19 protein-coding genes are annotated in these 22,954 nt (G+C 46.5%); 7 read left to right on the top strand and 12 right to left on the bottom strand.

Annotation, left to right across the window (positions count from 1 at the left end; all coding sequences use genetic code 11):
• Positions 1 to 237 precede the first annotated feature (237 nt).
• Positions 238 to 1,140, top strand: a complete 903-nt coding sequence (locus ACF8PK_RS01780) for an endonuclease/exonuclease/phosphatase family protein (RefSeq protein ID WP_392439831.1) — start codon at positions 238 to 240, stop codon at positions 1,138 to 1,140.
• A 123-nt stretch (positions 1,141 to 1,263) separates the two neighbouring features.
• On the opposite strand, the gene ACF8PK_RS01785 is transcribed toward ACF8PK_RS01780, so the two are convergent.
• The 5 genes from ACF8PK_RS01785 to ACF8PK_RS01805 all read right to left on the bottom strand — a co-directional run bounded on the left by ACF8PK_RS01785 (position 1,264) and on the right by ACF8PK_RS01805 (position 6,816).
• The gene (locus ACF8PK_RS01785) at positions 1,264 to 4,425 is read right to left on the bottom strand and encodes an efflux RND transporter permease subunit (RefSeq protein WP_392439913.1); all 3,162 of its coding nucleotides are present in this window, start codon (positions 4,423 to 4,425) and stop codon (positions 1,264 to 1,266) included.
• A gap of 1 nt (position 4,426) precedes the next feature.
• On the bottom strand, positions 4,427 to 5,431 hold the full coding sequence (locus tag ACF8PK_RS01790; protein ID WP_392439833.1) for an efflux RND transporter periplasmic adaptor subunit: 1,005 nt from the start codon (positions 5,429 to 5,431) through the stop codon (positions 4,427 to 4,429).
• Positions 5,432 to 5,578: 147 nt separating this feature from the next.
• Positions 5,579 to 6,037, bottom strand: a complete 459-nt coding sequence (locus ACF8PK_RS01795) for a DUF6691 family protein (RefSeq protein WP_392439835.1) — start codon at positions 6,035 to 6,037, stop codon at positions 5,579 to 5,581.
• A 21-nt stretch (positions 6,038 to 6,058) separates the two neighbouring features.
• A complete protein-coding gene (locus ACF8PK_RS01800) occupies positions 6,059 to 6,478 on the bottom strand; it encodes a YeeE/YedE family protein (protein ID WP_004728201.1) in 420 nt (139 codons plus the stop codon).
• Positions 6,479 to 6,513: 35 nt separating this feature from the next.
• Positions 6,514 to 6,816 carry a metalloregulator ArsR/SmtB family transcription factor gene (locus ACF8PK_RS01805; protein WP_004728202.1) on the bottom strand — a complete coding sequence of 101 codons (303 nt, stop codon included), beginning with the start codon at positions 6,814 to 6,816 and terminating at the stop codon, positions 6,514 to 6,516.
• Between the two features lie 154 nt (positions 6,817 to 6,970).
• Here ACF8PK_RS01805 and ACF8PK_RS01810 point away from each other — a divergent pair, with 154 nt between their 5' ends.
• Both ACF8PK_RS01810 and ACF8PK_RS01815 read left to right on the top strand, forming a co-directional pair.
• The gene (locus ACF8PK_RS01810; RefSeq protein WP_004728203.1) at positions 6,971 to 7,156 is read left to right on the top strand and encodes a DUF2892 domain-containing protein; all 186 of its coding nucleotides are present in this window, start codon (positions 6,971 to 6,973) and stop codon (positions 7,154 to 7,156) included.
• 56 nt (positions 7,157 to 7,212) lie between these two features.
• Positions 7,213 to 8,916, top strand: a complete 1,704-nt coding sequence (locus ACF8PK_RS01815; protein WP_392439838.1) for an FAD-dependent oxidoreductase — start codon at positions 7,213 to 7,215, stop codon at positions 8,914 to 8,916.
• Positions 8,917 to 9,957: 1,041 nt separating this feature from the next.
• Here ACF8PK_RS01815 and ACF8PK_RS01820 read toward each other — a convergent pair.
• The 4 genes from ACF8PK_RS01820 to ACF8PK_RS01835 form a co-directional block, all read right to left on the bottom strand.
• The gene (locus ACF8PK_RS01820; protein WP_392439840.1) at positions 9,958 to 11,166 is read right to left on the bottom strand and encodes a hypothetical protein; all 1,209 of its coding nucleotides are present in this window, start codon (positions 11,164 to 11,166) and stop codon (positions 9,958 to 9,960) included.
• A gap of 245 nt (positions 11,167 to 11,411) precedes the next feature.
• Positions 11,412 to 13,826: a CS1-pili formation C-terminal domain-containing protein gene (locus ACF8PK_RS01825; protein ID WP_392439842.1), complete on the bottom strand. Its 2,415-nt coding sequence runs from the start codon at positions 13,824 to 13,826 to the stop codon at positions 11,412 to 11,414.
• Positions 13,827 to 13,919: 93 nt separating this feature from the next.
• Positions 13,920 to 14,399, bottom strand: coding sequence for a CS1 type fimbrial major subunit (locus ACF8PK_RS01830; protein ID WP_392439844.1), 480 nt, complete (start codon positions 14,397 to 14,399; stop codon positions 13,920 to 13,922).
• 45 nt (positions 14,400 to 14,444) lie between these two features.
• Positions 14,445 to 15,185 (bottom strand): hypothetical protein, encoded by a 741-nt coding sequence (locus tag ACF8PK_RS01835; RefSeq protein WP_392439846.1) that lies wholly within the window; start codon positions 15,183 to 15,185, stop codon positions 14,445 to 14,447.
• A gap of 225 nt (positions 15,186 to 15,410) precedes the next feature.
• On the opposite strand from ACF8PK_RS01835, the gene ACF8PK_RS01840 reads away from it, so the two are divergent.
• A complete protein-coding gene (locus tag ACF8PK_RS01840; RefSeq protein ID WP_392439848.1) occupies positions 15,411 to 16,070 on the top strand; it encodes a response regulator in 660 nt (219 codons plus the stop codon).
• 10 nt (positions 16,071 to 16,080) lie between these two features.
• Here the strand turns inward: ACF8PK_RS01840 and ACF8PK_RS01845 are convergent, their stop codons facing one another.
• From ACF8PK_RS01845 to ACF8PK_RS01855, 3 genes are all read right to left on the bottom strand, one after another.
• Positions 16,081 to 18,384: an ATP-binding protein gene (locus ACF8PK_RS01845; protein WP_392439850.1), complete on the bottom strand. Its 2,304-nt coding sequence runs from the start codon at positions 18,382 to 18,384 to the stop codon at positions 16,081 to 16,083.
• A gap of 538 nt (positions 18,385 to 18,922) precedes the next feature.
• The gene (locus tag ACF8PK_RS01850; RefSeq protein ID WP_392439852.1) at positions 18,923 to 19,588 is read right to left on the bottom strand and encodes an NAD-dependent epimerase/dehydratase family protein; all 666 of its coding nucleotides are present in this window, start codon (positions 19,586 to 19,588) and stop codon (positions 18,923 to 18,925) included.
• Between the two features lie 71 nt (positions 19,589 to 19,659).
• A complete protein-coding gene (locus ACF8PK_RS01855) occupies positions 19,660 to 20,586 on the bottom strand; it encodes an alpha/beta hydrolase (RefSeq protein ID WP_197278148.1) in 927 nt (308 codons plus the stop codon).
• 246 nt (positions 20,587 to 20,832) lie between these two features.
• On the opposite strand from ACF8PK_RS01855, the gene ACF8PK_RS01860 reads away from it, so the two are divergent.
• The 3 genes from ACF8PK_RS01860 (at position 20,833) to ACF8PK_RS01870 (ending at position 22,872) form a co-directional block, all read left to right on the top strand.
• A complete protein-coding gene (locus tag ACF8PK_RS01860) occupies positions 20,833 to 21,738 on the top strand; it encodes a LysR substrate-binding domain-containing protein (RefSeq protein ID WP_392439854.1) in 906 nt (301 codons plus the stop codon).
• Positions 21,739 to 21,777: 39 nt separating this feature from the next.
• Positions 21,778 to 22,275 (top strand): GNAT family N-acetyltransferase, encoded by a 498-nt coding sequence (locus tag ACF8PK_RS01865; protein ID WP_392439856.1) that lies wholly within the window; start codon positions 21,778 to 21,780, stop codon positions 22,273 to 22,275.
• A gap of 111 nt (positions 22,276 to 22,386) precedes the next feature.
• Positions 22,387 to 22,872, top strand: a complete 486-nt coding sequence (locus ACF8PK_RS01870; RefSeq protein WP_392439858.1) for a GNAT family N-acetyltransferase — start codon at positions 22,387 to 22,389, stop codon at positions 22,870 to 22,872.
• Positions 22,873 to 22,954: the final 82 nt, after the last annotated feature.

The following is a 22,954-nucleotide window of genomic DNA, read 5'->3' on the forward strand; positions in this document are numbered from 1 at the left end:
CTTACCTTTATCCAAACGACACTATATGTTGTGTCGTATTAAACGAGATGACCCAATGGAAAGTATTGATTTAGATCAACGAATTTGGGGCTATGGACAAGAACAAATCGATCTTATAGCTTGAAGTCTCAAAGCGAAAAGAAACCCTGCAAACGCCATTTTTTGTGATAAAAATTATTGCTTTTTGTGGAACACTGTCCGCACCTGACCTCAACGAGATCGACGAGAAGAGCCATCATGAAAACGAACAAAATTGCCACAGTTTTAGCGTCCACCATACTGCTAATTTCCTCTCACTGTGTGTCCGCGCAAAGTTTGTCAATCAGTAGTTGGAATATTGAATGGTTGACGTTGAATGCGTCCGCACCTGTGGATAAAAGCAAACGCACCAGCGAAGATTTTGCCGCGCTGAGCAAACATTTCCACACGGTCAATAGTGATGTGTTGGCGTTTCAAGAAGTCGACAGCGTGCAGGCCATCCAGAACGTGGTGGGTTCGGCGTATCAAATCGTGCTCTCGGATCGCGCGCAGCCTGCGCACGAACAGCATCAGTTTAAAGACCTCAATCAGTACACCGGCTTTGCAATACGCAACACCGTGCCGTTTAGTGACCCAGCCGATGTTGACCTGTATGGCAAACGACACCACAAATTGCGCTTTGCAGCTTATATCGTGTTGTACCCAGACTCGCCGCAGCCCGTGCATACGTTGTCAGTGCATTTAAAAGCGGGTTGTTCCGGGAAGTTTCGCGCTAACCAAACCAGTTGCCAAACGTTGCTGACACAAGGCAAAGCACTCAATGCGTGGATCAAACAGCGGGAAGCCAATCAGCAAGCGTATGTCATTCTGGGCGATTTCAACCATAACCTCGCCTACCGTGGGGATTGGTTATGGCAAACCATGACGCAAGGCACCCTCATTGAACCCACGCTTGCCAGCCGCCAAACACCCGCGACCTGTAAAGTGCGCTCGCGCCAGCAGCCGAATCAACTGCATCAATTTCGTTCGTTGATCGACCACATCATCGTCAGCTCAACGCTTAACGCAAGCGACACACAACAAGTGAATTTCGAGAGCCAAGACGTGTTGCGTTACGCACTGAGTGACCATTGCCCATTGCGCAGTGAACTGCAGTGGTAACCAGCGCTTACCGATTCAACGACTGAATCCAAGGCCCACCTAAATCCAAGACAAAAAAAGCCCCACCGTTGACTGGCGGGGCAAGACACAAGTTACTTGAAACTTTTGTTGTGGCATTGAGCCTCATGATTGAGGTTCAATACGTTTTTTCATCACCACAAAGTATAGGACGGGAATCACCACCAAGGTTAATATTGTTGAGACAAATATCCCAAAAATCAAACTGATAGCCAATCCGTTGAAGATCGGGTCATCCAGAATGAACAGTGCACCAATCATCGCCGCCAATGCGGTCAGCATAATCGGCTTTGCCCTCACCGCCGCCGATTGAATCACCGCTTCAGAAAACGCCACACCCTGCTCGACCTGCTGATGAATGAAATCCACCAGCAAAATCGAGTTACGCACGATGATCCCCGCTAAAGCGATCATGCCAATCATCGACGTTGCCGTGAACTGTGCGCCAAGCAACGCATGCCCCGGCATCACACCAATGATGGTCAGCGGAATCGGTGCCATGATGATCAGCGGCACCACATAGGATTTAAACTGCGCAACGACGAGCAGATAGATCAGAACCATCCCCACCGCATAAGCGATGCCCATGTCACGGAACGTTTCATAGGTGATGGTCCATTCCCCATCCCACAAGACCGCGACGCCACTCAGGCCATCCGGTTGGTGAATGTAGTTCTGGTCGAGGTTCATCTGTCCCTCAAGCGCAGACCCAATGTTGAACATGCCGTACAGCGGGCTGTCAATGGCGCCGGTCATGTCGCCCACCACCATCACCATCGGCACCATGTTTTTGTGCACGATGTAATCTTCCATTCGCGTCTGCGTGACGCTGACCAGTTCAGATAGCGCGTAAGCCTGCCCGCTCTGGTTGGACACATGCATGTTCAGCAGTTGCACCAAACGTATTTTGGCGGTTTCACTGGCTTGGATCTGCACCGGAATCGGGTATTTGTTGTGTTCACTGTGCAGGTAAGTCACTGGCTTTCCGCCAACGGCCGTGGCTAAGGCGTCCACAATCGATGCATACGGGACGCCCAAACGCGCCGCTTTGCTGCGGTCGATCGTCACCTGCCATTTCTGATGCGATTCCGGCAGATACATATCGACGTCGACAATATCCGGTGTCGCCCGGAAAATTTCACGCACCTGACGCGCCGCCTGATTGCGAATTTCCGGAGTTGGGCCATACACTTCGGCCAAGATTGGCGACCATACTGGCGGCCCCGGCGGCACTTCAACCACTTTCACCTTACCGCCAAACTTCAGAGCAACTTGGCTTAGCACAGGGCGAATGGCGCTGGCGATCGCATGACTGTCGCGGTCACGCTCCTTACGTCCCACCAAATTGACTTGAATGTCGCCCTGATTGGCTTGCTCTCGCATAAAGTAGTGACGAACCAGTCCATTAAAGTTGATCGGCGCCGCCGTCCCGGCATAAATCTGGTAACCCGTCACTTCAGGGACCTTGTTCAGTTCCTGTCCCATGTCGAACAACACGCGCTGGGTACGTTCAAGCGACGTCCCTTCCGGCATATCCAACACCACTTGAAACTCCGATTTGTTATCAAACGGCAGCATTTTCAGCACCACCGCCTCAAACACGGGCAGCAAGACCGAACCGACGATCAACGCGAACACCGCGAGCAGTAGCATCAAGCGGTTACGAGTTTGATGTTGGGCGGTGACAAACGGCGTCATAATACGGTGGAATACGGAACTCACCGCGGTTCCTTCATCCTTGTGGTGGGTGGGTTTGAGCAGATGCCCAGCCAACCAAGGGGATATGACAAATGCCACGGCCAGAGAAATGAGCATCCCCATCGACGCGTTAATCGGAATCGGGCTCATGTACGGCCCCATTAAGCCGCTGACAAACGCCATCGGCAGCAACGCCGCGATCACCGTAAGCGTGGCCAGAATGGTCGGCCCGCCCACTTCATCCACCGCAGATGGAATCAATTCGGCCAGTTTGCGTTTGCCCATCGCCATATGACGGTGAATGTTCTCCACCACCACGATCGCATCATCGACCAATATCCCAATGGAGAAGATCAACGCGAACAGTGACACGCGGTTGAGGGTAAACCCCCACGCCCATGACGCAAATAAGGTGATCATCAAAGTCACCATCACCGCCAGCCCCACCACAATGGCTTCGCGCCACCCCATGGTGAGCAATACCAGAATCACGACCGCAGTGGTGGCAAAGGCCAGCTTACCGATCAGGGTGTTACTTTTATCGGCGGCGGTTTTTCCGTAATCACGCGTGATGTCAACATGGATGCCATGCGGGATCAGCTGGTTTTGCAGTGCCGCCACGCGGGCTTCCACCGCTTTGGCCACATCGACTGCGTTTTCACCGCTCTTCTTGGCAATCGCCAGAGTGACGGCCGGATAGATCCCGTTTTTGTCACTGGTCCAGACATTCTGGGTTGCAGTGTCAACGCCAAGTTCAATGGTCGCAATGTCTTCCAAATACACAGGGAATCCATTGTGCACACCCACCACCAACTGTTTGACGTCCTCGACATGTGTCAAAAATTGACCAATTTGTAGTGGCAGGGTTTGGTTGTCACTGGTCAATGCGAGCATGGAAGAGCGACGATTGGCAGCGAGCAAGCTTTGATTGAGTTGATCGATGGTGATGCCAAAAGCGTTCATTTGGGCAGGATCCAGCCGCACATCAACGATGGTGTTGTGCCCACCCACGGTGTAAATATCGCGCGTGCCTTGAATGCGCTTGAGTTCAGTTTCTAACCCATGCGCAACTTGAGTCAGTTGCTGTTGATCCGACTGTCCGCTGCGGTCCGACAAGGTAATCGTGACAATCGGAACATCTTCAATCCCTTTGGGTTTGATAATGGGTTCCCCGACGCCAACCCCCGCAGGCATCCAGTCTTTATTGGAATAGAGCTTGTTGTAGATGCGCACCACGGCATCGTTGCGTGAGACACCCACTTTAAAGATCGCAACAATCATCGCGCCATCCGGCTGGGAAAAGGAATAGAGCTTATCGATGCCTTGGATTTCAGAGATCACCTGTTCAGCCGGCGTCGTCACTAAACTCTCAACTTCGGCTGGCGTCGCGCCCGGGAAAGGAATATAGACATCAGCAAATGTCACATCGATTTGAGGCTCTTCCTCTTTGGGAGTGATGATGACTGCAAACAGCCCCATCAGTAAGCCAACCAACGCCAGTAAAGGCGTCATGGCCGAATTTTGAAAGGCCGCAGCAATGCGACCCGAAATACCGAGTCGTTTGTCCATCTCATTGCCCTTCTGCTGGGAGTAACGTAGTCGCAATGACATCACCGATTTCCAAACCCGACAGCACTTCCACCGCATCGCCGTAGGTTTGACCCAAACGAATCGGATTCAGGATTCGCGCCTCATTGACGATGCGATACACCGCACTCAGTTCCGCACGGCGAATGACCGCAGCGCTGGGGATCAACAGCACGTCCCGGCTGCTGTACTGAAAATCAGTTTTGACCCACATTCCCGGCATCAACAATGGCGTGTTGTCTGGCAACGATAAACGAATGTTGAAATTGTGAGATTGAGGGTCAGCGTAACGAAATAAGCTGTAGTTCGCTGGTGTGACAACGTCACCAGATGGCGACCGTACATGGAACTGCGCCACCGCTTGCACTTTATCCTGATAGCGCTGCGGAATGTCCGTTTCAATTCTGAGTTTTTCCAGTGAAAAACCACTCACCAACGGCGTTCCCGGCGCGACCGTTTCACCCAGTTCCACATGACGCTGCGTGACCACGCCAGCATAGGGTGCTGTGATATTGGTGTACCCCAGCGACTCTTTGGCTTGAGCCACCGCAGCCTGAGCTGATTTCACGGATGCTGCTGCGCTGCGAGCACGCGCTTCAGCCGAATCCATTTGATCGCGCGAGATCGCGCCTTTAGGAAACAACTGGCGATAACGGTTCACTTGAGCCTGCGCTTCGCGGTTTTGCGCCAACGCACTGGCCAATTGCGCCTGCGCCGCATCCAAAGATGCCGATTGCTGCACATCACTGATTTCAAGCAGCACTTGGCCTTGCGCCACGTGATCATTCACATCCACAAATACGCCGATCACGCGACCGGATGTTTGCGCCGCCACCGTGCCTTGATTCACCGGCGCCACGACGCCATCCAACTGAATGACCTGCGGCAGACGTTCTGTCTTCACCGTGTAAAAGCCAGTCCCCTCGGTGGCATGCACCCCACTCACCAAGCTCAGTGCCGCCAGAATAGACAAAGTTAACCCTTTCATCGTGTCAATCTCCTTTGACATTCAGCCCTTTAAAGCGCAGAGATGGCCTATCATCTCCCTCGCGAGATCACGTCATGATGTTCGCAATCATCCGTTGAATCACTTTGCGGCGAAAACAAGACACGATGTCGGGAAAGGTTCGTGTGTTTACGCCGTTTGTGTGTGATGCTCTGGATGTTGTTTGGCACGCAGTACCAGATTAGTCACACCGAGGCCAACCATCATGCACGCAAAAAACACCCACACGCCTGGATTGCCCAACGCCAAACTCGACACCGCAGGTCCTGGGCAAATGCCTGCCAATCCCCAACCCACCCCGAAAATTGCCGCGCCACTGAGTAGACGTGAATCGATCGCGGTGTTCGTCGCGAGACAAAATTTCTCGGCATTCACGGGTTTATGTTTCGGTTTAATCAAGAAAAAATACGCTGGCATAAACACCAGTAACGCGCCACCCATCACAAACATTAAGCTCGGATCCCAATGACCTGTCACATCGAGAAAGCCTGTGACTTTCGCAGGATCCGCCATACCTGAAATCACCATGCCCAAGCCAAATAATAGCCCAGCCACCAGCGACGTTAATCGAAACAAAGCCTGATTCATTCTGATTCCCCACCAACGCTTTTAAATAAGATGCAAACGAACAAATACCGTCATTGCGGCAACAACCATAAAGACACAGGTGGCGACTATTGAACGTTTTGACAATCGACCGATGCCGCAAATGCCATGTCCACTGGTGCAACCATTACCCAAACGTGTGCCGACGCCAACGAGCAAACCCGCCGCCGCTAACCACCACACATGGGAGTCAAACTGTGCTGGCATCTGCTTATCAAAGGCCATCACACCGAAGACGCCACCACTGATCATGCCGACCACAAACAACAAGCGCCACGCAAAATCACGTGATTTCGGCGTCATTAACCCCGTTAAGATGCCGCTGATACCGGCAATTTTTCCGTTCATCAGTAACAAAATGGTTGCCGAAATCCCTAACAACACGCCGCCAAACAAAGATTCCCAAGGCATGGTGAACGTCATAATGTCCTCTTTTTATTTCTCTAAATTTGAAAGATTTAACCACAAAACACGGTTTGTAAGCTCTGAATCAACTGCGCCACGCGCGTATCGGCCAACGAATAGAATACCTGTTGCGATTCCTTGCGCGCTTCAATCAGTCCATGCTTTCGTAATACCGTTAAATGTTGAGAAAACGCTGACTGGCTGAGTGCCGAGCTTTGTTGTAATTGCCCCACACCCACCTCGCCTTTTGTCAATTGACAGAGCACCATCAAACGTTCCGGATGCGCCAAAATTCTAAGTAGTTCAGATACTTCTTCCGCATTGGACTTCATTTGATCAATATTGACGGCTTCCATCACTTTCCCCTTCATAAACTTGTTTTTTAGATAATACTAATAAACGTAGTTTAGTCAAACCTTATTTAGTTATATCGAAATTAGCTCAATTAACATTAGACAATACTAATTTATGTAACTATAGTAAATCCAACATCCAACGGAGGGTATTCTCATGACCATTGAAAATGGCGTACGAATTGTCGCGGGCAGCATGGTTTTGCTGTCGCTACTGTTGACAGTGTTTGTTCATCCGAACTTTATCTGGCTCACCGTGTTTGTTGGTGTGAATCTCATTCAAAGTGCGTTTACCGGGATTTGCCCAGCAGCCTATTTTTTGAAGAAACTTGGGTTTAAATAGTCAGTTCACACTGAAATTCGATACATCAGTTGAGCTAGAAAAATTTGGAGTAAACTATGACTAAGATTGTGATTATCGGCGGTGTTGCCGGCGGGGCTTCTGCGGCAGCGCGTGCGCGTCGTTTGAGCGAAGATGCGCAAATCATTATGTTTGAACGGGGCCCTTTCGTCTCGTTTGCCAACTGCGGCTTGCCCTATCACATCGGTGATGACATCAAAGAACGAGCCAATTTGCTACTGCAAACGCCAGAAAGCTTTTTGGCACGCTTTAATGTCGATGTCCGCGTCATGAATGACGTGGTTCGCATTAACCGTGCAGACAAAACCATCACCGTTCGCAACCTGCTGGATCAATCTGAGTACGAAGAAAGCTACGACTTTCTACTGTTGAGCCCAGGCGCTGGCCCGATTGTGCCGCCAATCCCAGGGTTGGATAACCCACTCACCCATTCGCTGCGCAACATTCCAGATATGGACCGTATTTTGGAAACCATTCAGATGAACCAACCCGACCATGCCACCGTTATTGGTGGTGGCTTTATCGGTTTGGAGATGATGGAAGCGTTCCACCAATTGGGCATCAAAACCACGCTGATTGAAATGGCCGATCAAGTGATGACACCCGTTGACCGAGAAATGGCAGGCTTTGCCCACGCAGAAATTCGCGCTAAAGGCATCGACTTGCGCCTCGGTGTGGCGCTGCAAGCGGTCGAGTTCAAGCCAACGACCTCAATGCCAAGCATCGATTCTGGTGAGAATACCGAGCATCAACACATGAATGGTGAACTCGATCTGACGCTGAGCAATGGAGAAACGCTGACCACTGATATTCTGATCATGGCAATTGGTGTGCGCCCAGAAACCAAACTCGCCGCTGAAGCAGGCCTGCACATCGGTGCGCTGGGCGGGATTGAGACCAACGAATCCCTACAAACTAGCGATCCAAGCATTTATGCCGTGGGCGATGCGATTGAAGAAAAAGACTTTGTAACGGGTCAATCGACCTTAGTGCCACTGGCTGGCCCTGCCAACCGTCAAGGTCGTATGGCCGCAGACAACATGCTGGGTCGCAGCGAAACCTATCAAGGCACGCAAGGCACCGCGATCTGTAAGATCTTCGACTTGGCTGTGGCTTCTACTGGTAAAAACGAGAAGCAACTCAAACGTGCGGGTATCGCATACGAGAAAGTCTACGTTCATACCGCGAGCCACGCGAGCTACTACCCGGGGGCTGAAATTGTGTCTTTCAAAATGCTGTTCGATCCAACATCAGGCAAGATTTTCGGCGCTCAGGCCGTGGGTAAAGATGGCATCGACAAACGTATCGACGTTATGGCGGTTGCGCAGCGTGCGGGCATGACCGTTGAACAGTTGCAACATCTTGAACTGACTTACGCGCCACCTTACGGCAGCGCAAAAGACGTCATCAACCAAGCCGCATTTGTCGCCACCAACCTCATGAAAGGTGATGCAAAAGCGATTCACTTTGATGAAATCGACAGCCTTACCGATGAACAGCTGCTACTCGATGTGCGTAATCCGGGCGAACTGGACAACGTAGGTTATCTGCCGGGCGCCATCAACATTCCAGTCGACCAACTGCGTCAGCGCATGAACGAACTGCCAAAAGACAAAGAAATCATCATCTATTGTCAGGTCGGTTTGCGCGGCAATGTCGCCTATCGTCAGCTCGTCAACAACGGCTACAAAGCACGCAACTTGCTCGGTGGTTACCGCACTTACGCGTTTGCCAAAGCCTAACGTTTTCCGCTTTCTCGTAAGCCAAACAGCCAGCATCAAGTGCTGGCTGTTTCTCATCAAATTCAATCTCTTGATTGTTTCGCATGTTATCAAGATATTCTCAAACGATTGGCATACATTTAAACATTCACAGTTTATTTTCATCTCATAATTCATTCATTTTTAACATATTTCTATTGATGGAGATATGGTGTTGAGATTGAATTGGATCGCTTTTCAAGAATAGTCTTATATCGCCCGCATTCATAGCGTCTGAAAATACGCTATCGTTATCAGCGTCTACTTTTGGACAAGACGAAGCAACTCGGCGAAAACCATTGACGTCTTAATTTTTCAGGAAGATTCAACCATCTGTTCATTCAATTGGTTGATAAATAAACACTCTGCTCGCTGATTATATTTATAACTTTTTTGTTATTTAGGAAAACTTGAATATGACCGAGTCAGTCGAACTTACCTTTATCAATGACGGCAGCTACTTTCACTTTAAGCTGCACGGTGAAACAATACTCTCTATTGATAGCTCGATTATTGATCACGCAAAAGCAGAAGATATCTATATCGGCCTTCTACGAGCAATGTGGAGCATGTTAGGTTAGCCACCTAATCATACGCACTAATTTCATTAACAACCTTCAACTCGCTGCATGCCAGCTCTCAATATAACAAAAGGCCATCGATTGATGGCCTCCTCAAAATAAACATGTCACACACTCCTCATATTTTCAATAAGGACCCTGTGACCATGTATAGCGCTCGAAAATCAGCGACTGACAACATTTTGCTCAAGGTTATCTAATTCCTCTGTATTGCAAGCGAATGAAAAAATCCAGTGTATGCCCACTCTGGTCATTCACCAACCTGACTTCCCTAGGTCGCGTATTCAATTTGACATAGAGTTTATGACGATAGTCCTCAGAATGACCAAAACCTTTATTCGCATGCCATATCGGGAGTACGAGGCTTAGTTCATCATTTGACTACGATGAAAAAAACTGTCACCTACAACCGGACTGAGCATACTGGAAATAGATTGCATCATTAAATCATAGCTTCAAACATCAATGTCACTTGCCCTGACCATTCACTTCCGGGTTGTTTGACCATCGTTTCAACGTCTTCCTTGAACACACTGAAGTGAACCATAGAATTAGTTTCAAAAAGATAAGCCATCGGGTAGAAGTACTGAAAGATAGCGATATTTGACAAATAGTAATCTTTCACTTCTTCTCCGCCTTCTCCAACCCGTAAGCCTGGTATTGTGATTTGGGTATTTAATGGAATCTCGGAACCATCGTTGCTGTTTTTTAGAGCACATCGTGTCCCCGAATCATATTGACACAACAAACTGATCCTTACAGGGCCTGATGTCGTTAAGTTGAAATCCACATCACGACTTAACTTCGATGGTACACGGCCGCCATTTAACCATTGCGTCCATCCGCCAAATGGCTCAAGTGTTACCGCCTTGCGATAATCAGGTATTGTCACATTAAATGAATGCTGAACAGTGACCGTGAATGCAAAGCGAACTTCACTTGACCTATAATAATCAGCATAAAAATCAATATCTCCCCCATTTCCGACCGTATATACCACTTCACCATGATAGACACCATTCGGCACACCAAACGCGTCAGGAGTGAGTAGCTCATAACCGAAACTGACAGAAGAAAACCAATAGTAACCATTAATATCATTACCAAATTCATCTGCTCTATCATTAAGCCAACAATCACTCACAGCATTAGGTAGTCCCCAAGATGCTTTGACTGTCGTAGGACCATGAACTAAACCATATAGCTCACATCCTCCACCTATTACGGATGGCCAAAATTCAGGGAGAGGTTGTTTTCCTGGCACCATGGGTTCCCAGAGTGCAGTAGCAAAGGTGTTCAAGCGAAAACGTACATCCACAATACGGTCATCTCCGACCCTCTGTAATTTGACGTCACGATATTGTCCATCCACTTTCACTCGATACATATGCTCGGGACGATTGCTATCTTGCAACAATGTTTTTTTAGCCTCTACGCCATTAGTTTTTATACTAAAGATACCTTTTGAGGCACAGATATTAGGCAAATCTTCGCAGAACCCCGTTGAAGGGGTCGTGTTCACAAACTCTCTGACGTTCGGTGAATCTGCAGATGGTTTATATTCCGCTGTAATATCAACAGTGACAGTAGAGGCAATAGCTTGAAAGGCAACCATCAGTGGAAAAAATAAAAATATGGCAATAAATTTCATATTGAACCTAAATAAAATAATATCGAAAACAACAGTTGATACATTTCAACTCAGTTGCAATTCATCCTTGAATAAAAATAAGTTTCACAACCTAATCAGGAGCAAAACAAGTCACTTCACACGATTGATAAAATATCGTGGATGTACAAACGAGAATTCAAATCATCCAGAGATTCTATGAGAACATACCGATGCAAGAAATAGGACTGGTCTTAATTTAACCAGCCCTATTCATTAGGGAGTTCTCATTTGAGATTGTTTAGTGCAAGCTGTTGTTCACAGCGGAGGTCACCCGCAAACAACATATCATGTTCTGAATCTTGAGATGGGTCTAAATAAATCTCACATTCCTGTCCATCAGGATGCTTGATTGAAACGACTGGATTATGTGCATGCATTTCTAACGTGAAGAAACCATCTTGGTGCGTCACTGCTCGACCAGCGTGATTCACCACACGGACTCCCCCCTGCGGTGTTCCCTTTGCGTCAATGATACGCCCCATCACCGTTACGGTTTTCATTATCCGTACTTTTTGGTATTCCACACCGCCTCTATTTATTTGATATTGAATCTGATTCGGCCAAACCTGTAACGCGGGGCCATTTGTATCGAGAACATTCAACTCGATTTGACCCTTTTCCCATGCGTTTACCGGAATGACATTACGGCCATGACGCAGTATCATTGTGCTTCTGTTTTGATAAGCAACTAATTCTACATTTGGGTCATCAGAGTCCACGTCAATAATGATGCCGCCACCATTACGTAGGTACTCTTTACTTACCGCCACCTCTCCTTTGCCTAAAACCACGGAGCTATCCAAATTCATCCCTGCCGCCAAAGTATTCTGAGTCGTATATTGCCCCCACAAACTACCGTTTGCATATTGACTATCATAACGTCCCGTTGCACTGACACCCGCACCATAACGATCTGCACTCACTGTCGCAGAACCCGAAGTAAAGGGTCCATCTCGCCATCTCTTGTCAATCGTTGCAGACATATATGCATCACGAGAACCTTTGGCGTCATTCCGGCTACCAATCGCAACGCTCGCACGGTCGTTTTGATTGCCTAGAGAGAAGCTGATGCTCAGATCCGCACCCCAATTGCGATCTGAAGATGATTGCGAATAGGGTCGGTCAAATACCGACAACCGCCAACTCACATCGGTTCCTAACAAGGTTTGTTTGGTCCCATAGCCTAGGTCGTACCCATATTCACCTCGACTATTTCGTGAAATACGAGCGTTCACCGACGAATAAGTATCTAACCTTTGGTTCAGGGATAAACTAGTATTTGTATTCCTTGAAGTCACCGTATCGTCACCATACGTATCCCATCGCTGACTATGGTTGGCAATTAATGAACCAGTTGTATATCGCCAAACAGCTTGAGTGTTATAGCCATAACTAGATTGATTGCTATGATATACATTACCAAAAAAATTGAATTCATCGTTTGTTTTCCAATCTACCGCGATGCCTTTCTGTAATTCCGAACCAATATTATGGATAGCAAGAGATCCAATTAAATTAGAATCCAACAAATAATTGACACTACCACCTAGCATCATATCGCTATGGTTTTCAGCGCTATTGTTTAACAGATTGGTACTTTTCCCAGCAAATATATTGTATTTCATTCTTTGTGCAGTGTTATTCCAACCCAAAGGTTTATGTACCATTTCACTCGAACGAGAAATTTCTTTACCGTCTTCTAGAATAACCACATCAATCTCATAGACGCCTTGCGGCAATGATGTTGTGTCCAGAACTTGCAGGCCAGGTAGTACGGATTGACTGTTAATCAACACACCATTTCGATAGATTTCAGCAACACTATCGCGATTTGCCGAAATGTATATTGGATATAGACTCGGGTTATTTTCTGAAATATAAAGTGCATCCGAAGACCCCATCATGACGCCAAACATCGTCTGCAGTCTACCGCCATTCGTCGTTGGTTGACGTAAAACGCCTAAACTATCGGGAGTAAAGAAACCAGCTCGAACATATTGCCCTTGGCGCTGCTTTTTTACATACAACGAATTCATGGCATAGTTCAGTTCTGAATCATGACTGCGATCAACCATCCCTTGTCCTAATACAGTCCACTGACCAATACTACTTTCCATATTGAAACGCCACCCCATACTTGGGTCGCGGTCACCCTGTGCACTCAAGCTAAAATGATTGGTGATCATCATGCCATAACTCCCACTTTCAGGGAGCGCCAACCAACGGTCGTCATTGGCATTGTCGTTGTTACTCACCAACACCAGTTGTGCGGTTTCCAAGTTATAACTGACTGCTAATAAGTTTGGCGGACAACTTTGATCACACTTCCCCAGAGAAATAGGTTCAAAAAATGCCTGTTTCCATTTATCCCGTTCAAAGTCGCTGTATTCACTGTCATAGCTATCAATGAAGTTTAAAATTTGCACAGTATTATCCGATGATAATATAACCATTGCATCCCCAAGTGTCTTTTTATCAAGTACAACACGTGCGGAAACAGGAGAGCCAAAGAAATGATCTTGAAAATCTTCAGGTAAATTATTTACCTGTTCATACAGAGATAATTCAACTTCACTTTGCACAGCCGTACTAAAAACACTTGTAGTCAATAACACCACAAAGATTACAAATAACATCATACCAAACTCAGATTAGCTAATAAAAAAGGGCGCAATGCCCTTCCTTGTCATATTTCAACTAACGTTGTTATTTAATTCTTAATATAGTTAATTCTATTTTGCGTCAAACATCATAATGACTCGGCCGCTATAATCCCCTGCCACGACATTTGTATCAGGCGAACCCACAGATAGTGGCACAACAAGGCCGTTTTGAGTCGATGCTTCGGCAGCGGTCAACACTTCGACAGCATTCGCTTGACCAACACCAAGTGCTTTGCTGTTCACAGAAACTTCCAGCGCAACAGAATCAGTACCGTTGCCATGAAGCATTTCTGGGACAGCAGATAAATACGCATCAATCGAACCAACACTGTTGTGCGCACGGAGACCATTTGAGCTATTTGTAACGAACTGTCCATTGACAGGGTCATAGGTAAGATTCATATCAACCCATGAACCTTCTTTCACAACATAAAAGGTGTTTGCTGGCACGTTAGCTTTGACATCAAATTCAAGGGGTGTTGCATAGGCAGTCCCCACAGAACACAAAGCGATTGTTAAAGCTGAAAATTTTACTACGTGTTTAAACATGGTATTTCCTCTGTTCATTTAAAATATTTAAAGGTTTGCTTTTATTTAAAGATCGCCAAAGGCCATCTTGGTTTTTTTTCGCCCTTCAACTAATGTGAATTGAAAACTCTTTCCTTTCATTTTATTGAGGGTCATCGAAGTTCCAGGGCGGATGTGATGCACACGATATGTGTGGCAATTCGTTAATTTTTCACTACATTCTGCATATGCATCAAAAATAATCGTGCTATTGCCATGATTCGTAAAAACTGCATATTTATCGGTTTCATTAATATGCGTGTCATAGACTGATTTCTTAGGTTTAACGGTAACAATCGTTCCATAGCCCGTCATAATCGTGACACCCGCGGTGACCTCTTTTTTGTAACTCGTCAAATCATCTTCATCTAAGCCAAACCCCATTGTGCCGTCGGGGACCACAGGCACATAACGAACACGGTAATAACGTTCAGCCTCTCGACTTCCTACTGTCAACATTCGGTTTATTTGCATCCCCGATGCTGGAACTATCATTCTGTCCGGGCTGGCGACCAAACCACTGCCTTTTCCACTCAGTAGTTGCTCTCGATCGATCACTTTCTCTTGAGCGTTGCCATCATGATCAAATTCAATTTCAGCAACATTAATCCTGACGTAACCTGTACTGCTTCCACTATTTCTGATTTGCTTAATCAGAGTATTTCTCTCAGGTTCAATGAAATCGTACATCGCACCAACATGTATTGCTGGGGCAGCAAAGACTGATGTAGACATAACAATCCCAATCCCCATTAATAGCTTTTTCATCACAGCCTCTCGGTAAAAACACTTCGCGGAACAACTCATCTGACCTGTCCTTCCGCTGTGGTTGTATTTTGTATAATTGTATTGGCCAGATATATGAGACTATTCTTAAAAATAACCGTACAAGATAACGATCCATTTTCTATTGCAGACCACTGATGAGGCACAAAGAAAATGGTAAGTTCGTTGAATTTAAATTACTAAATGGTTCAAAGAGGACGCAAAGATATGACCAATCTCAACATCATGATTTTGGATGATCACGAGCTGATATTAAGAGGGATGTTAGATTTACTGAAAGACAATCAAACTTGTGAGGTCGTTGGGACTTACACAGCCAGTCAAAAGCTCATCGCTGACCTGAGAACTCAGAAAGTTGATGTCATTGTATTGGACTATATGCTGTCACCGGAGGATATAGACGGGTTGAGTTTGATAAAACTACTTACCACTCGCCATCCTGACGTTGCTTTGCTCGTCGTTTCCGCGCATTACAATAGTGCGATTGTTGCTCAGGCACTACGTGCGGGCGCAAAAGGTTTTATCGGAAAAAATTTAAACCCAGCGACCATTCATAAAGCAATTGTGACCGTTGCTAAGGGGAGCACATTTTTAGATATCGATATGCAAGAAGAACTGACCATACGGCAGAACGAAGCAAGTAACCGACTAAACGATTCACGAACAAACACAATGTCGATCAACATGTTATCTCCCAAAGAGCTTGAAGTGATTCGTTGCTTTATTGAAGGAATGACTGTGAGTGAAATTGCAGAGAAATTTAGTCGCAGCCTGAAAACCATTAGTGGCCAAAAACAATCTGCACTGAGAAAGCTTGGCTTAAAATCGGACCATGAACTATTCCTGATTCGGCATGAAATACTTTAATGTAAGTTGATTAGCGCTTTGGCACATTACATTCACTCATTTTTTTGCACCATTGTAAGCCATCGAATTCGGACACAACCTCACCACGTCGAAGCAGTGATTCTAACTCACTTGCGAGATCCGATAACGCATCATTCCCACACATCAAACCGGCACCACGAATACGGTGAGCATAATAGAGTTGATGTACAGCATCTTGATTTTCGAAAGCAATTTTCAACGCAACTAAATCCCTTTCTAGATAATTATCCGTATCAAGTTCTGGCGACATAGCTTCTTGCAACGCGTGATCACAAGAAAAATCCTCACCACACCATTTGGTTAGGATTTTACTTAAACTGTCTAAACGTATCGGCTTGTAAAGGACATCACTCATACCACTTTCATAACACCGATTCACGTGTTCATCTTCACTCATGGCTGAAATAGCAATAATTGGAGTGAATGTACCTTGGCTCTCTTCAAAACGACGAATTCTCTCCGATACTTCATAGCCCGAAATGTCAGGTAGATTGCAATCCAATAAGATCAAACTGTAATAGCACTCATCCTGAATCCGTTGAACCGCATCTATCCCACCGCCAACCACATCAACGTGGCATCCTAGTTCCTGCAATTGGAGCGCTATTAGCTGTCGATTCATATCGTGATCTTCAACGACCAATACAGAGATGTTTTCATCAAAACACGCCAACATTTGAGCTGTATTTTTATCAGCACTCTCTTGGTGTTGAGTCACATCAAAAGGCAAAGTTAAAGTCACACGGGTACCAACGCCAAGCTCGCTCTGTAGTGATAGCTCGCCTCCCATTCGTCTTGCTAGCTGATGGGAAATATATAGACCTAAGCCACTCCCCTTTTGTCCTTGCTGGTTACTTCCCCCTTGCTCCCAAGCTTCAAACAACCTTGTTTGTACTCGACGTTCGATACCAGGACCTTCATCGATCACGGTTATATGCAAACGCAAACTATTTACTGCGACACGTTCTGCGGTGACAGACACGACGATATTCCCTTTGATTGAAAACTTGATCGCATTTGAAATGATGTTATGCAGTATTTGTCTCACGCGTTGGGGATCAATAGAGACAACGAGATCATCACAAGGCACCTTGTCCTCCAACTGCAAAATAATCCCCTTATTAATGGCGCTCGCTCGATGACTATCACACACAGATTCGAGCAATGGTTTCAGCTCTACTGATACGTTGTGTATGGTCATGTTATCGGATTCAAGTCGAGAGAAATCCAAAATATCATTTAAAAGCTCCATGAGGCTTTGTGCTGAATTGCTCGCCATTTCGAGATAATTAGATTCACGAATTTTGGAATCCTCACGTTGAAGTAACTCTAAAGAAGCCATCACCGCGTTCAACGGTGTGCGAATCTCATGGCTCATAATTGCAAGAAAACGAGCCTTATCCTTCTCACTTTTTTCAGCGCTTAAACGAGCCTGTCTTGCCTGATGAAGAGAAAAACTAAGCCCCATGACCAATACAACAAAGAAAATAATTTCGTAACGATAATAGAAAAAGATACTCGCGATAGGAGGTTGACCAAGATTCAAAGAACCTACCCAATGTTCAAAAATTTCATCGGTTTGTTTCGCAGTCAGAGATGCCAAGGCTTTATTCAAAATATCAACTAAGGTGGGAATTGAGCCAACAACGGCCATGCTAATCCCCGTATATGTTTCTGAAAGTACGCCTGCGATCGAAAGTGACGTAGGAAAATACTGTTGCATCAATGGACGCATCGTCAGCTCCGTCCCGATAGCCGCGTATATTTCTCCGCGATTGAGTGCTCTCAACGCCAAAAGTCCGTTATCGAATGGTTCCAACACAATCTCTGGATAATGCTCAGAAATCCACTTTTCGTAAAAACTTCCCTTTAATATCCCTATTTTACGACCTACGAGTTGTTTCAACGTATATACGGATGACTGACTCGCTTGTGTAATAACTATAGCGCTTACACTTAAAAATGGGGTGGTTAACTGCCAACCACCTTCATTACTGTGGAAACGTTGCGAAACTGCTGAGATTAAGTCGACAGTGGCTTGAGTTTTACCTTCAGTATCAATTTTTGCTTGTCGAAAAGTTAGCCCCGTAATGTTCGAGATTGCATTCAAGTAGTCTTTCGTTAAACCTTTATGCTCTCCGTCCTCAATATAGTCAACGGGCCAGCTTTCAGGAAAGGTATACAAAATCACCGGATGCGCCTTCATCCACTGTTCTTCTCCCTCAGTGAACAAGCTACTTGCATTTGAAAATAGAGGGCACAATAACACGATCAGATGTAACCAAAACTTCATACGCCCAAAATCCTTATCAACATCATCCCCTACTACTGTATGAGAGACTTTCAATAAAATAAATATTAACCCTTTATTTTGAGAGTAGTCTTATTACAGATTTAATCTAAAGTAATTATTCTAAATTCTCTAACAAGCAATCAATCTAGCCTGTCTTATGCTTGTTGTCCGTTTGCGTTTATTCTACGCCCCCCATAAGCCAATGGGGGTTCTTTTTATTGTTCCAGTCTATTTACAATAGTCGACAGCCATTCCGTAATTCAGCGCCAAGCTAAGATATATTGATCTCCTTTCAGCTTTGCGGTTACCACACTTACGCGTATGCCAAAGCCTAGCGTTTTCCGCTTTCTCGTAAGCCAAACAGCCAGCATCAAGTGCTGGCTGTTTGGTTTCATAAGATAGAACGGCTTATTTCATCACGATGCGTTGAGTAATTTGATATCAATGACAAATCGATATTTGACATCCGCTTTTAATAAACGTGAAAACGCGTCATGAATATCTTGGATAGCGCTCATGAACGTTCATAGTTGACTACCTATTTCGCGATCATGTTGATGTCTTGATTTTCAATCACCCTTGAGCTTTCCCCTCGTCTCAACAGCTTCAAGATGGCCGTTCCGACTTTTTCTGTGTCCGTAATCATGGATGGAAATGCAGGTCGAACTAACCGCATCAACCAACCCGTGTAGCGATATATGAGTCGGTAGGTCGTTTCCTGCGACTGCTCGCCATTCATCGGAATAATCAACGCGGGTCTCAGTAAGTAGACCGCTTTAAAGGGGATTTTCAACAAGTCGTTTTCTGTTTTGCCTTTAATGCGCGCCCAAGTGACTTTCCCAGTTTCACTGGTATCTGTGCCCTTACCCGAGATGTACACAAAACTCATGTTCGGGTTTGCTTCAAACATTGCTTGAGCGACCGTCAAAGGTAACGTCTGATTCAAGCGTAAATACTCCGCTTCTGTGCTTCGAGCAATGGAAGTACCTAGGCAAAATAAGCAAGCATCAAATTGAGAAAGTTTGTTCGTCAGCCCGTCATAGCTGAACATATCGTCGAGCACTAAACTGTCTAATTTGGGATGTTTAATGTCGAGTTGGCGACGGCCAATGACAAGAACTTCTGTCACATCATTGGCATTTAGGCATTCTCTGAGCGTTGCTCGGCCAACCATGCCGGATGCCCCAAATATTATTAGCTTCATATTGTTTCCAGTAAGAGAAGGATGACAGGCCGCATCCGCAGCACTGCGCGTTCACACAGTGCTGCTTGCAACTATAGGTTTTCTTTGTAGAACGGGATGAGTTTTTCTAACGCCATGCCGACTGGCTCTGGTTTGTCATACAGGTCATAGTGAGACCAGCCTTGCAGTTCCACTAACTGTTTGTTCTTTGATGCTGCTCGGCCGATGATTTCACAGCCGTCACGGTACGCACCGAAAGCCCCAACTTTATCGCCGACCACAACCAGAAGCGGTTGAGTCAGGAGCACTTCCGCCAAGTGGAATGCATCCCAGCCCACCGCTGCCGCTTGATGAGAAAACAGTGAACGGTTTACGCCGTTTGGTTTGCGACCACGATCTGAGCGGTAGTATTCCGTTGCCCCCATTAAATCGGTTTCGACGAGGCCAAGACGTGCCGCCTCTTCCGGTGATGGCGGTAATAAATCATCCACTCGTAGTGATTCACCGCGCGCTTCTGCCGTGCGTTGAGCGGCCATGGCTTCCATCGCACTGATCGGATCAAAACCACTGAATCCTTCTCGCATTAATCGGCCATAGTTTGCACCGGTGACGGTACCGACCGCTTTAATACGGCGCTCGGTCATTGCAGCATTAATTGCGTAGCCGCCGCCGCCGCAAATCCCCAACACACCGATTCTGTTTTCATCAACGTAAGGAAGTGTCATCAAGTAATCCGTCACCACTCTGAAATCTTCAACGCGTTGCGTTGGATCTTCGATATAGCGAGGTTCACCACCACTGGCGCCTTGGTAACTGGCATCGAAAGCAATCACTACAAATCCCGCCTCAGCCAAAGCCGCGCCATACACTTCGCCCGAGGTTTGCTCTTTACAGCTACCAATTGGGTGCGCACTAATGATGGCGGCATATTTGTTCTCTTCACTAAAGCCCGGTGGGTAGTAAATGTCAGCAGCAATGTCCCAGTATTTGTTTTTCACCATTACACTTTTCACAATCATGTTCCTCATTAAAATGCGACTTAGCAGCGCGACCGACGGGCAAACTTTATTGCCATGACGACCCCATCACCTTGCGTTGTTTCGTCTCCGTCAACGAATCTCGAAAGAATGCTTTTTCAATTCTAAAAACTTTTCATCAAGCTGGGTCACCGGAAACTGAATTAAATATAGCTTCACCATTTGAATAGACCAATGCCATAATATCAACCACAGAATTAAGCAAAACTTAACAATAGGATGACACGCATGGACCCTTCACTATTGCCGGCACTGCTATGGTTTGTGCGCATTGCGCAGCTACAAAGCTTTACGAAGGTCGCCAAGGAGTTCAGCATCACTCGCGCGGCACTCTCTCAAAATCTAAAAACGTTGGAGCAAAAACTTGGCGTGACATTGATCTACCGAACAACCCGAGACATGTCGTTGACCGAGGAAGGTCGCTTGTTGTTCGAAAGCCTCCAGCCTGCCCTTGGCTCTATCGACCATGCCGTCAGAAATATCGGACAGATTAATGATGAACCAACGGGGCTTTTAAGGATCAACACCTCGAGAGTGGTCGCAAAGTACCTTTTAGAACCACATTTAGCTGAATTTTTAAACCGTTATCCGAAATTGAAAATTGAACTCATCATGGATGATGGATTGTCAAACATCATCGCTGATGGGTGTGACGCAGGCATTAGGCTGGGTGAATCGTTGGCCGAACACGTGGTGGCGATCCCTATTACGCCGATGCTTGAAATGGCGGTTGTCGGTTCACCTCAGTATTTTGAGACGTATGGCACACCCCAACAGCCTTCAGAGCTTATCCATCACAACTGTTTAGGTTTTAGAAACGCAACAAGCCACTCGTTATACGCCTGGGAATTCACAGATCCTAAGGGCGGGGATTTTGAGGTACAACCCAATGGCAAACTCATCACCAATGATGATGAAGGGATGATCAGAGCTGCAGTCAATCACATCGGTCTCATACAACACATAGACTTTGCTGTTCGAGCGCATATCGAAAGCGGAGCATTAGTCCGAGTATTGGATGACTGGTGCCCACCTTTTAATGGCTTCTTTCTCTACGTTCCATCCCGTGAAAACATGCCGGCCAAAACCCGTATTCTCATTGATTTTTTGAAAGAAAAACGCGAACTTTGGTAAAAATGAATCGGCATTCACGATCACGATGAGACAAACAACATGATCACCATTCGATACTACAAAGCCGCCGATGCGCAGGCGCTTTGGGCGCTGTTTTATCACACCGTTCGCAACATTAACGTGCGCGACTACACTCAAGCGCAAGTCGAGGCATGGGCGCCCGCTGAGTTTGACGCTGCCATTTGGCAGCAACGAATGCGAACCATTGATCCTTTTGTCGCGGAAATAGACGGCGACATTGTGGGCTATGCCGATCTGCAAGCCGACGGGCTGATTGATCATTTCTTTTGTCATCACCAGCATCAAGGCAAAGGGGTTGGCCGCAGCCTAATGGAACATATACTAAATGTGGGTCGCCAGCGTGGCATCACTCAGTTTCATGCTGAAGTCAGCATCACCGCCCGCCCATTTTTTGAGCGTTTTGGATTCACCGTGGTTCACGAACAAACGGTTGAAGTTCGCGGGCAAACATTGCGCAACTTTGCGATGAAACGCTCCGCAAAAAATCCTTTGAATCGCGATACACAGCGGGTGTGAGCAAGCTTTTGAAGCGGGTTATCGACCACATTTAAACCGCGAAGCACACCGCTTAACAAGGCGTTATTTCACCACTATATTTCGCAACCATATTTCAAAACGATTGCAATCATGGAGAGCAGAATGACCATCAGGAAAGCGTCCAGAGAAGACTCAGGCAAAATACTCGAACTCATTGAGCAAAAAGCGGAATTCGACCGCAGTATGAAAGGATTTGACGGTAAAATCTCAACCAGCATCGCGAAGATAGAACGCACGCTATTTGGCGACTATCCGTTTGCTCATGTCTTATTGATCGAGCGTGAGCGCGAGGTGGTGGGTTTTGCGCTGTATCACTATCGCTATTCTTCGTTTAGTGGCCAGCCATCGATTTGGCTTGATGACCTGTTGATCGTAGGACAACATCGGTCTCATGGATATGGACATGCACTCATGCAAGCGCTGAAGCGCGAAGCTCAGGCATCGCTGGCGTCTCACATTGCATGGACCGCCAGCCCGCACAACTCAAAAGCACATGAGTTTTACACACGGTTGGGCGCGGAAATTGAGCGCATGGATGGCCAGCGCCCGTACTTTCGTTGGCCGTTATGTGGCTAACGAAGCATGTTTACAATTGTCCATTTTCGTCGGCGTTTCATCAGCGTCGGGGCCTCGCCCCTATTAATCCACTGCCAATTGT

Source organism: Vibrio sp. CJQ_6 (assembly GCF_043106745.1).
GTDB lineage: Bacteria > Pseudomonadota > Gammaproteobacteria > Enterobacterales > Vibrionaceae > Vibrio > Vibrio furnissii.

Bases quoted from the DNA above. Each gene is read 5' to 3' on its own strand.
- ACF8PK_RS01865 (WP_392439856.1), top strand. From the start codon at position 21,778: ATGATCACCATTCGATACTACAAAGCCGCCGATGCGCAGGCGCTTTGG.
- ACF8PK_RS01840 (WP_392439848.1), top strand. From the start codon at position 15,411: ATGACCAATCTCAACATCATGATTTTGGATGATCACGAGCTGATATTA.
- ACF8PK_RS01785 (WP_392439913.1), bottom strand. From the start codon at position 4,425: ATGGACAAACGACTCGGTATTTCGGGTCGCATTGCTGCGGCCTTTCAA.
- ACF8PK_RS01835 (WP_392439846.1), bottom strand. From the start codon at position 15,185: ATGAAAAAGCTATTAATGGGGATTGGGATTGTTATGTCTACATCAGTC.
- ACF8PK_RS01825 (WP_392439842.1), bottom strand. From the start codon at position 13,826: ATGATGTTATTTGTAATCTTTGTGGTGTTATTGACTACAAGTGTTTTT.
- ACF8PK_RS01855 (WP_197278148.1), bottom strand. From the start codon at position 20,586: ATGATTGTGAAAAGTGTAATGGTGAAAAACAAATACTGGGACATTGCT.
- ACF8PK_RS01800 (WP_004728201.1), bottom strand. From the start codon at position 6,478: ATGACGTTCACCATGCCTTGGGAATCTTTGTTTGGCGGCGTGTTGTTA.
- ACF8PK_RS01870 (WP_392439858.1), top strand. From the start codon at position 22,387: ATGGAGAGCAGAATGACCATCAGGAAAGCGTCCAGAGAAGACTCAGGC.
- ACF8PK_RS01780 (WP_392439831.1), top strand. From the start codon at position 238: ATGAAAACGAACAAAATTGCCACAGTTTTAGCGTCCACCATACTGCTA.
- ACF8PK_RS01790 (WP_392439833.1), bottom strand. From the start codon at position 5,431: ATGAAAGGGTTAACTTTGTCTATTCTGGCGGCACTGAGCTTGGTGAGT.
- ACF8PK_RS01815 (WP_392439838.1), top strand. From the start codon at position 7,213: ATGACTAAGATTGTGATTATCGGCGGTGTTGCCGGCGGGGCTTCTGCG.
- ACF8PK_RS01845 (WP_392439850.1), bottom strand. From the start codon at position 18,384: ATGAAGTTTTGGTTACATCTGATCGTGTTATTGTGCCCTCTATTTTCA.
- ACF8PK_RS01860 (WP_392439854.1), top strand. From the start codon at position 20,833: ATGGACCCTTCACTATTGCCGGCACTGCTATGGTTTGTGCGCATTGCG.
- ACF8PK_RS01795 (WP_392439835.1), bottom strand. From the start codon at position 6,037: ATGAATCAGGCTTTGTTTCGATTAACGTCGCTGGTGGCTGGGCTATTA.
- ACF8PK_RS01820 (WP_392439840.1), bottom strand. From the start codon at position 11,166: ATGAAATTTATTGCCATATTTTTATTTTTTCCACTGATGGTTGCCTTT.
- ACF8PK_RS01810 (WP_004728203.1), top strand. From the start codon at position 6,971: ATGACCATTGAAAATGGCGTACGAATTGTCGCGGGCAGCATGGTTTTG.
- ACF8PK_RS01830 (WP_392439844.1), bottom strand. From the start codon at position 14,399: ATGTTTAAACACGTAGTAAAATTTTCAGCTTTAACAATCGCTTTGTGT.
- ACF8PK_RS01850 (WP_392439852.1), bottom strand. From the start codon at position 19,588: ATGAAGCTAATAATATTTGGGGCATCCGGCATGGTTGGCCGAGCAACG.
- ACF8PK_RS01805 (WP_004728202.1), bottom strand. From the start codon at position 6,816: ATGGAAGCCGTCAATATTGATCAAATGAAGTCCAATGCGGAAGAAGTA.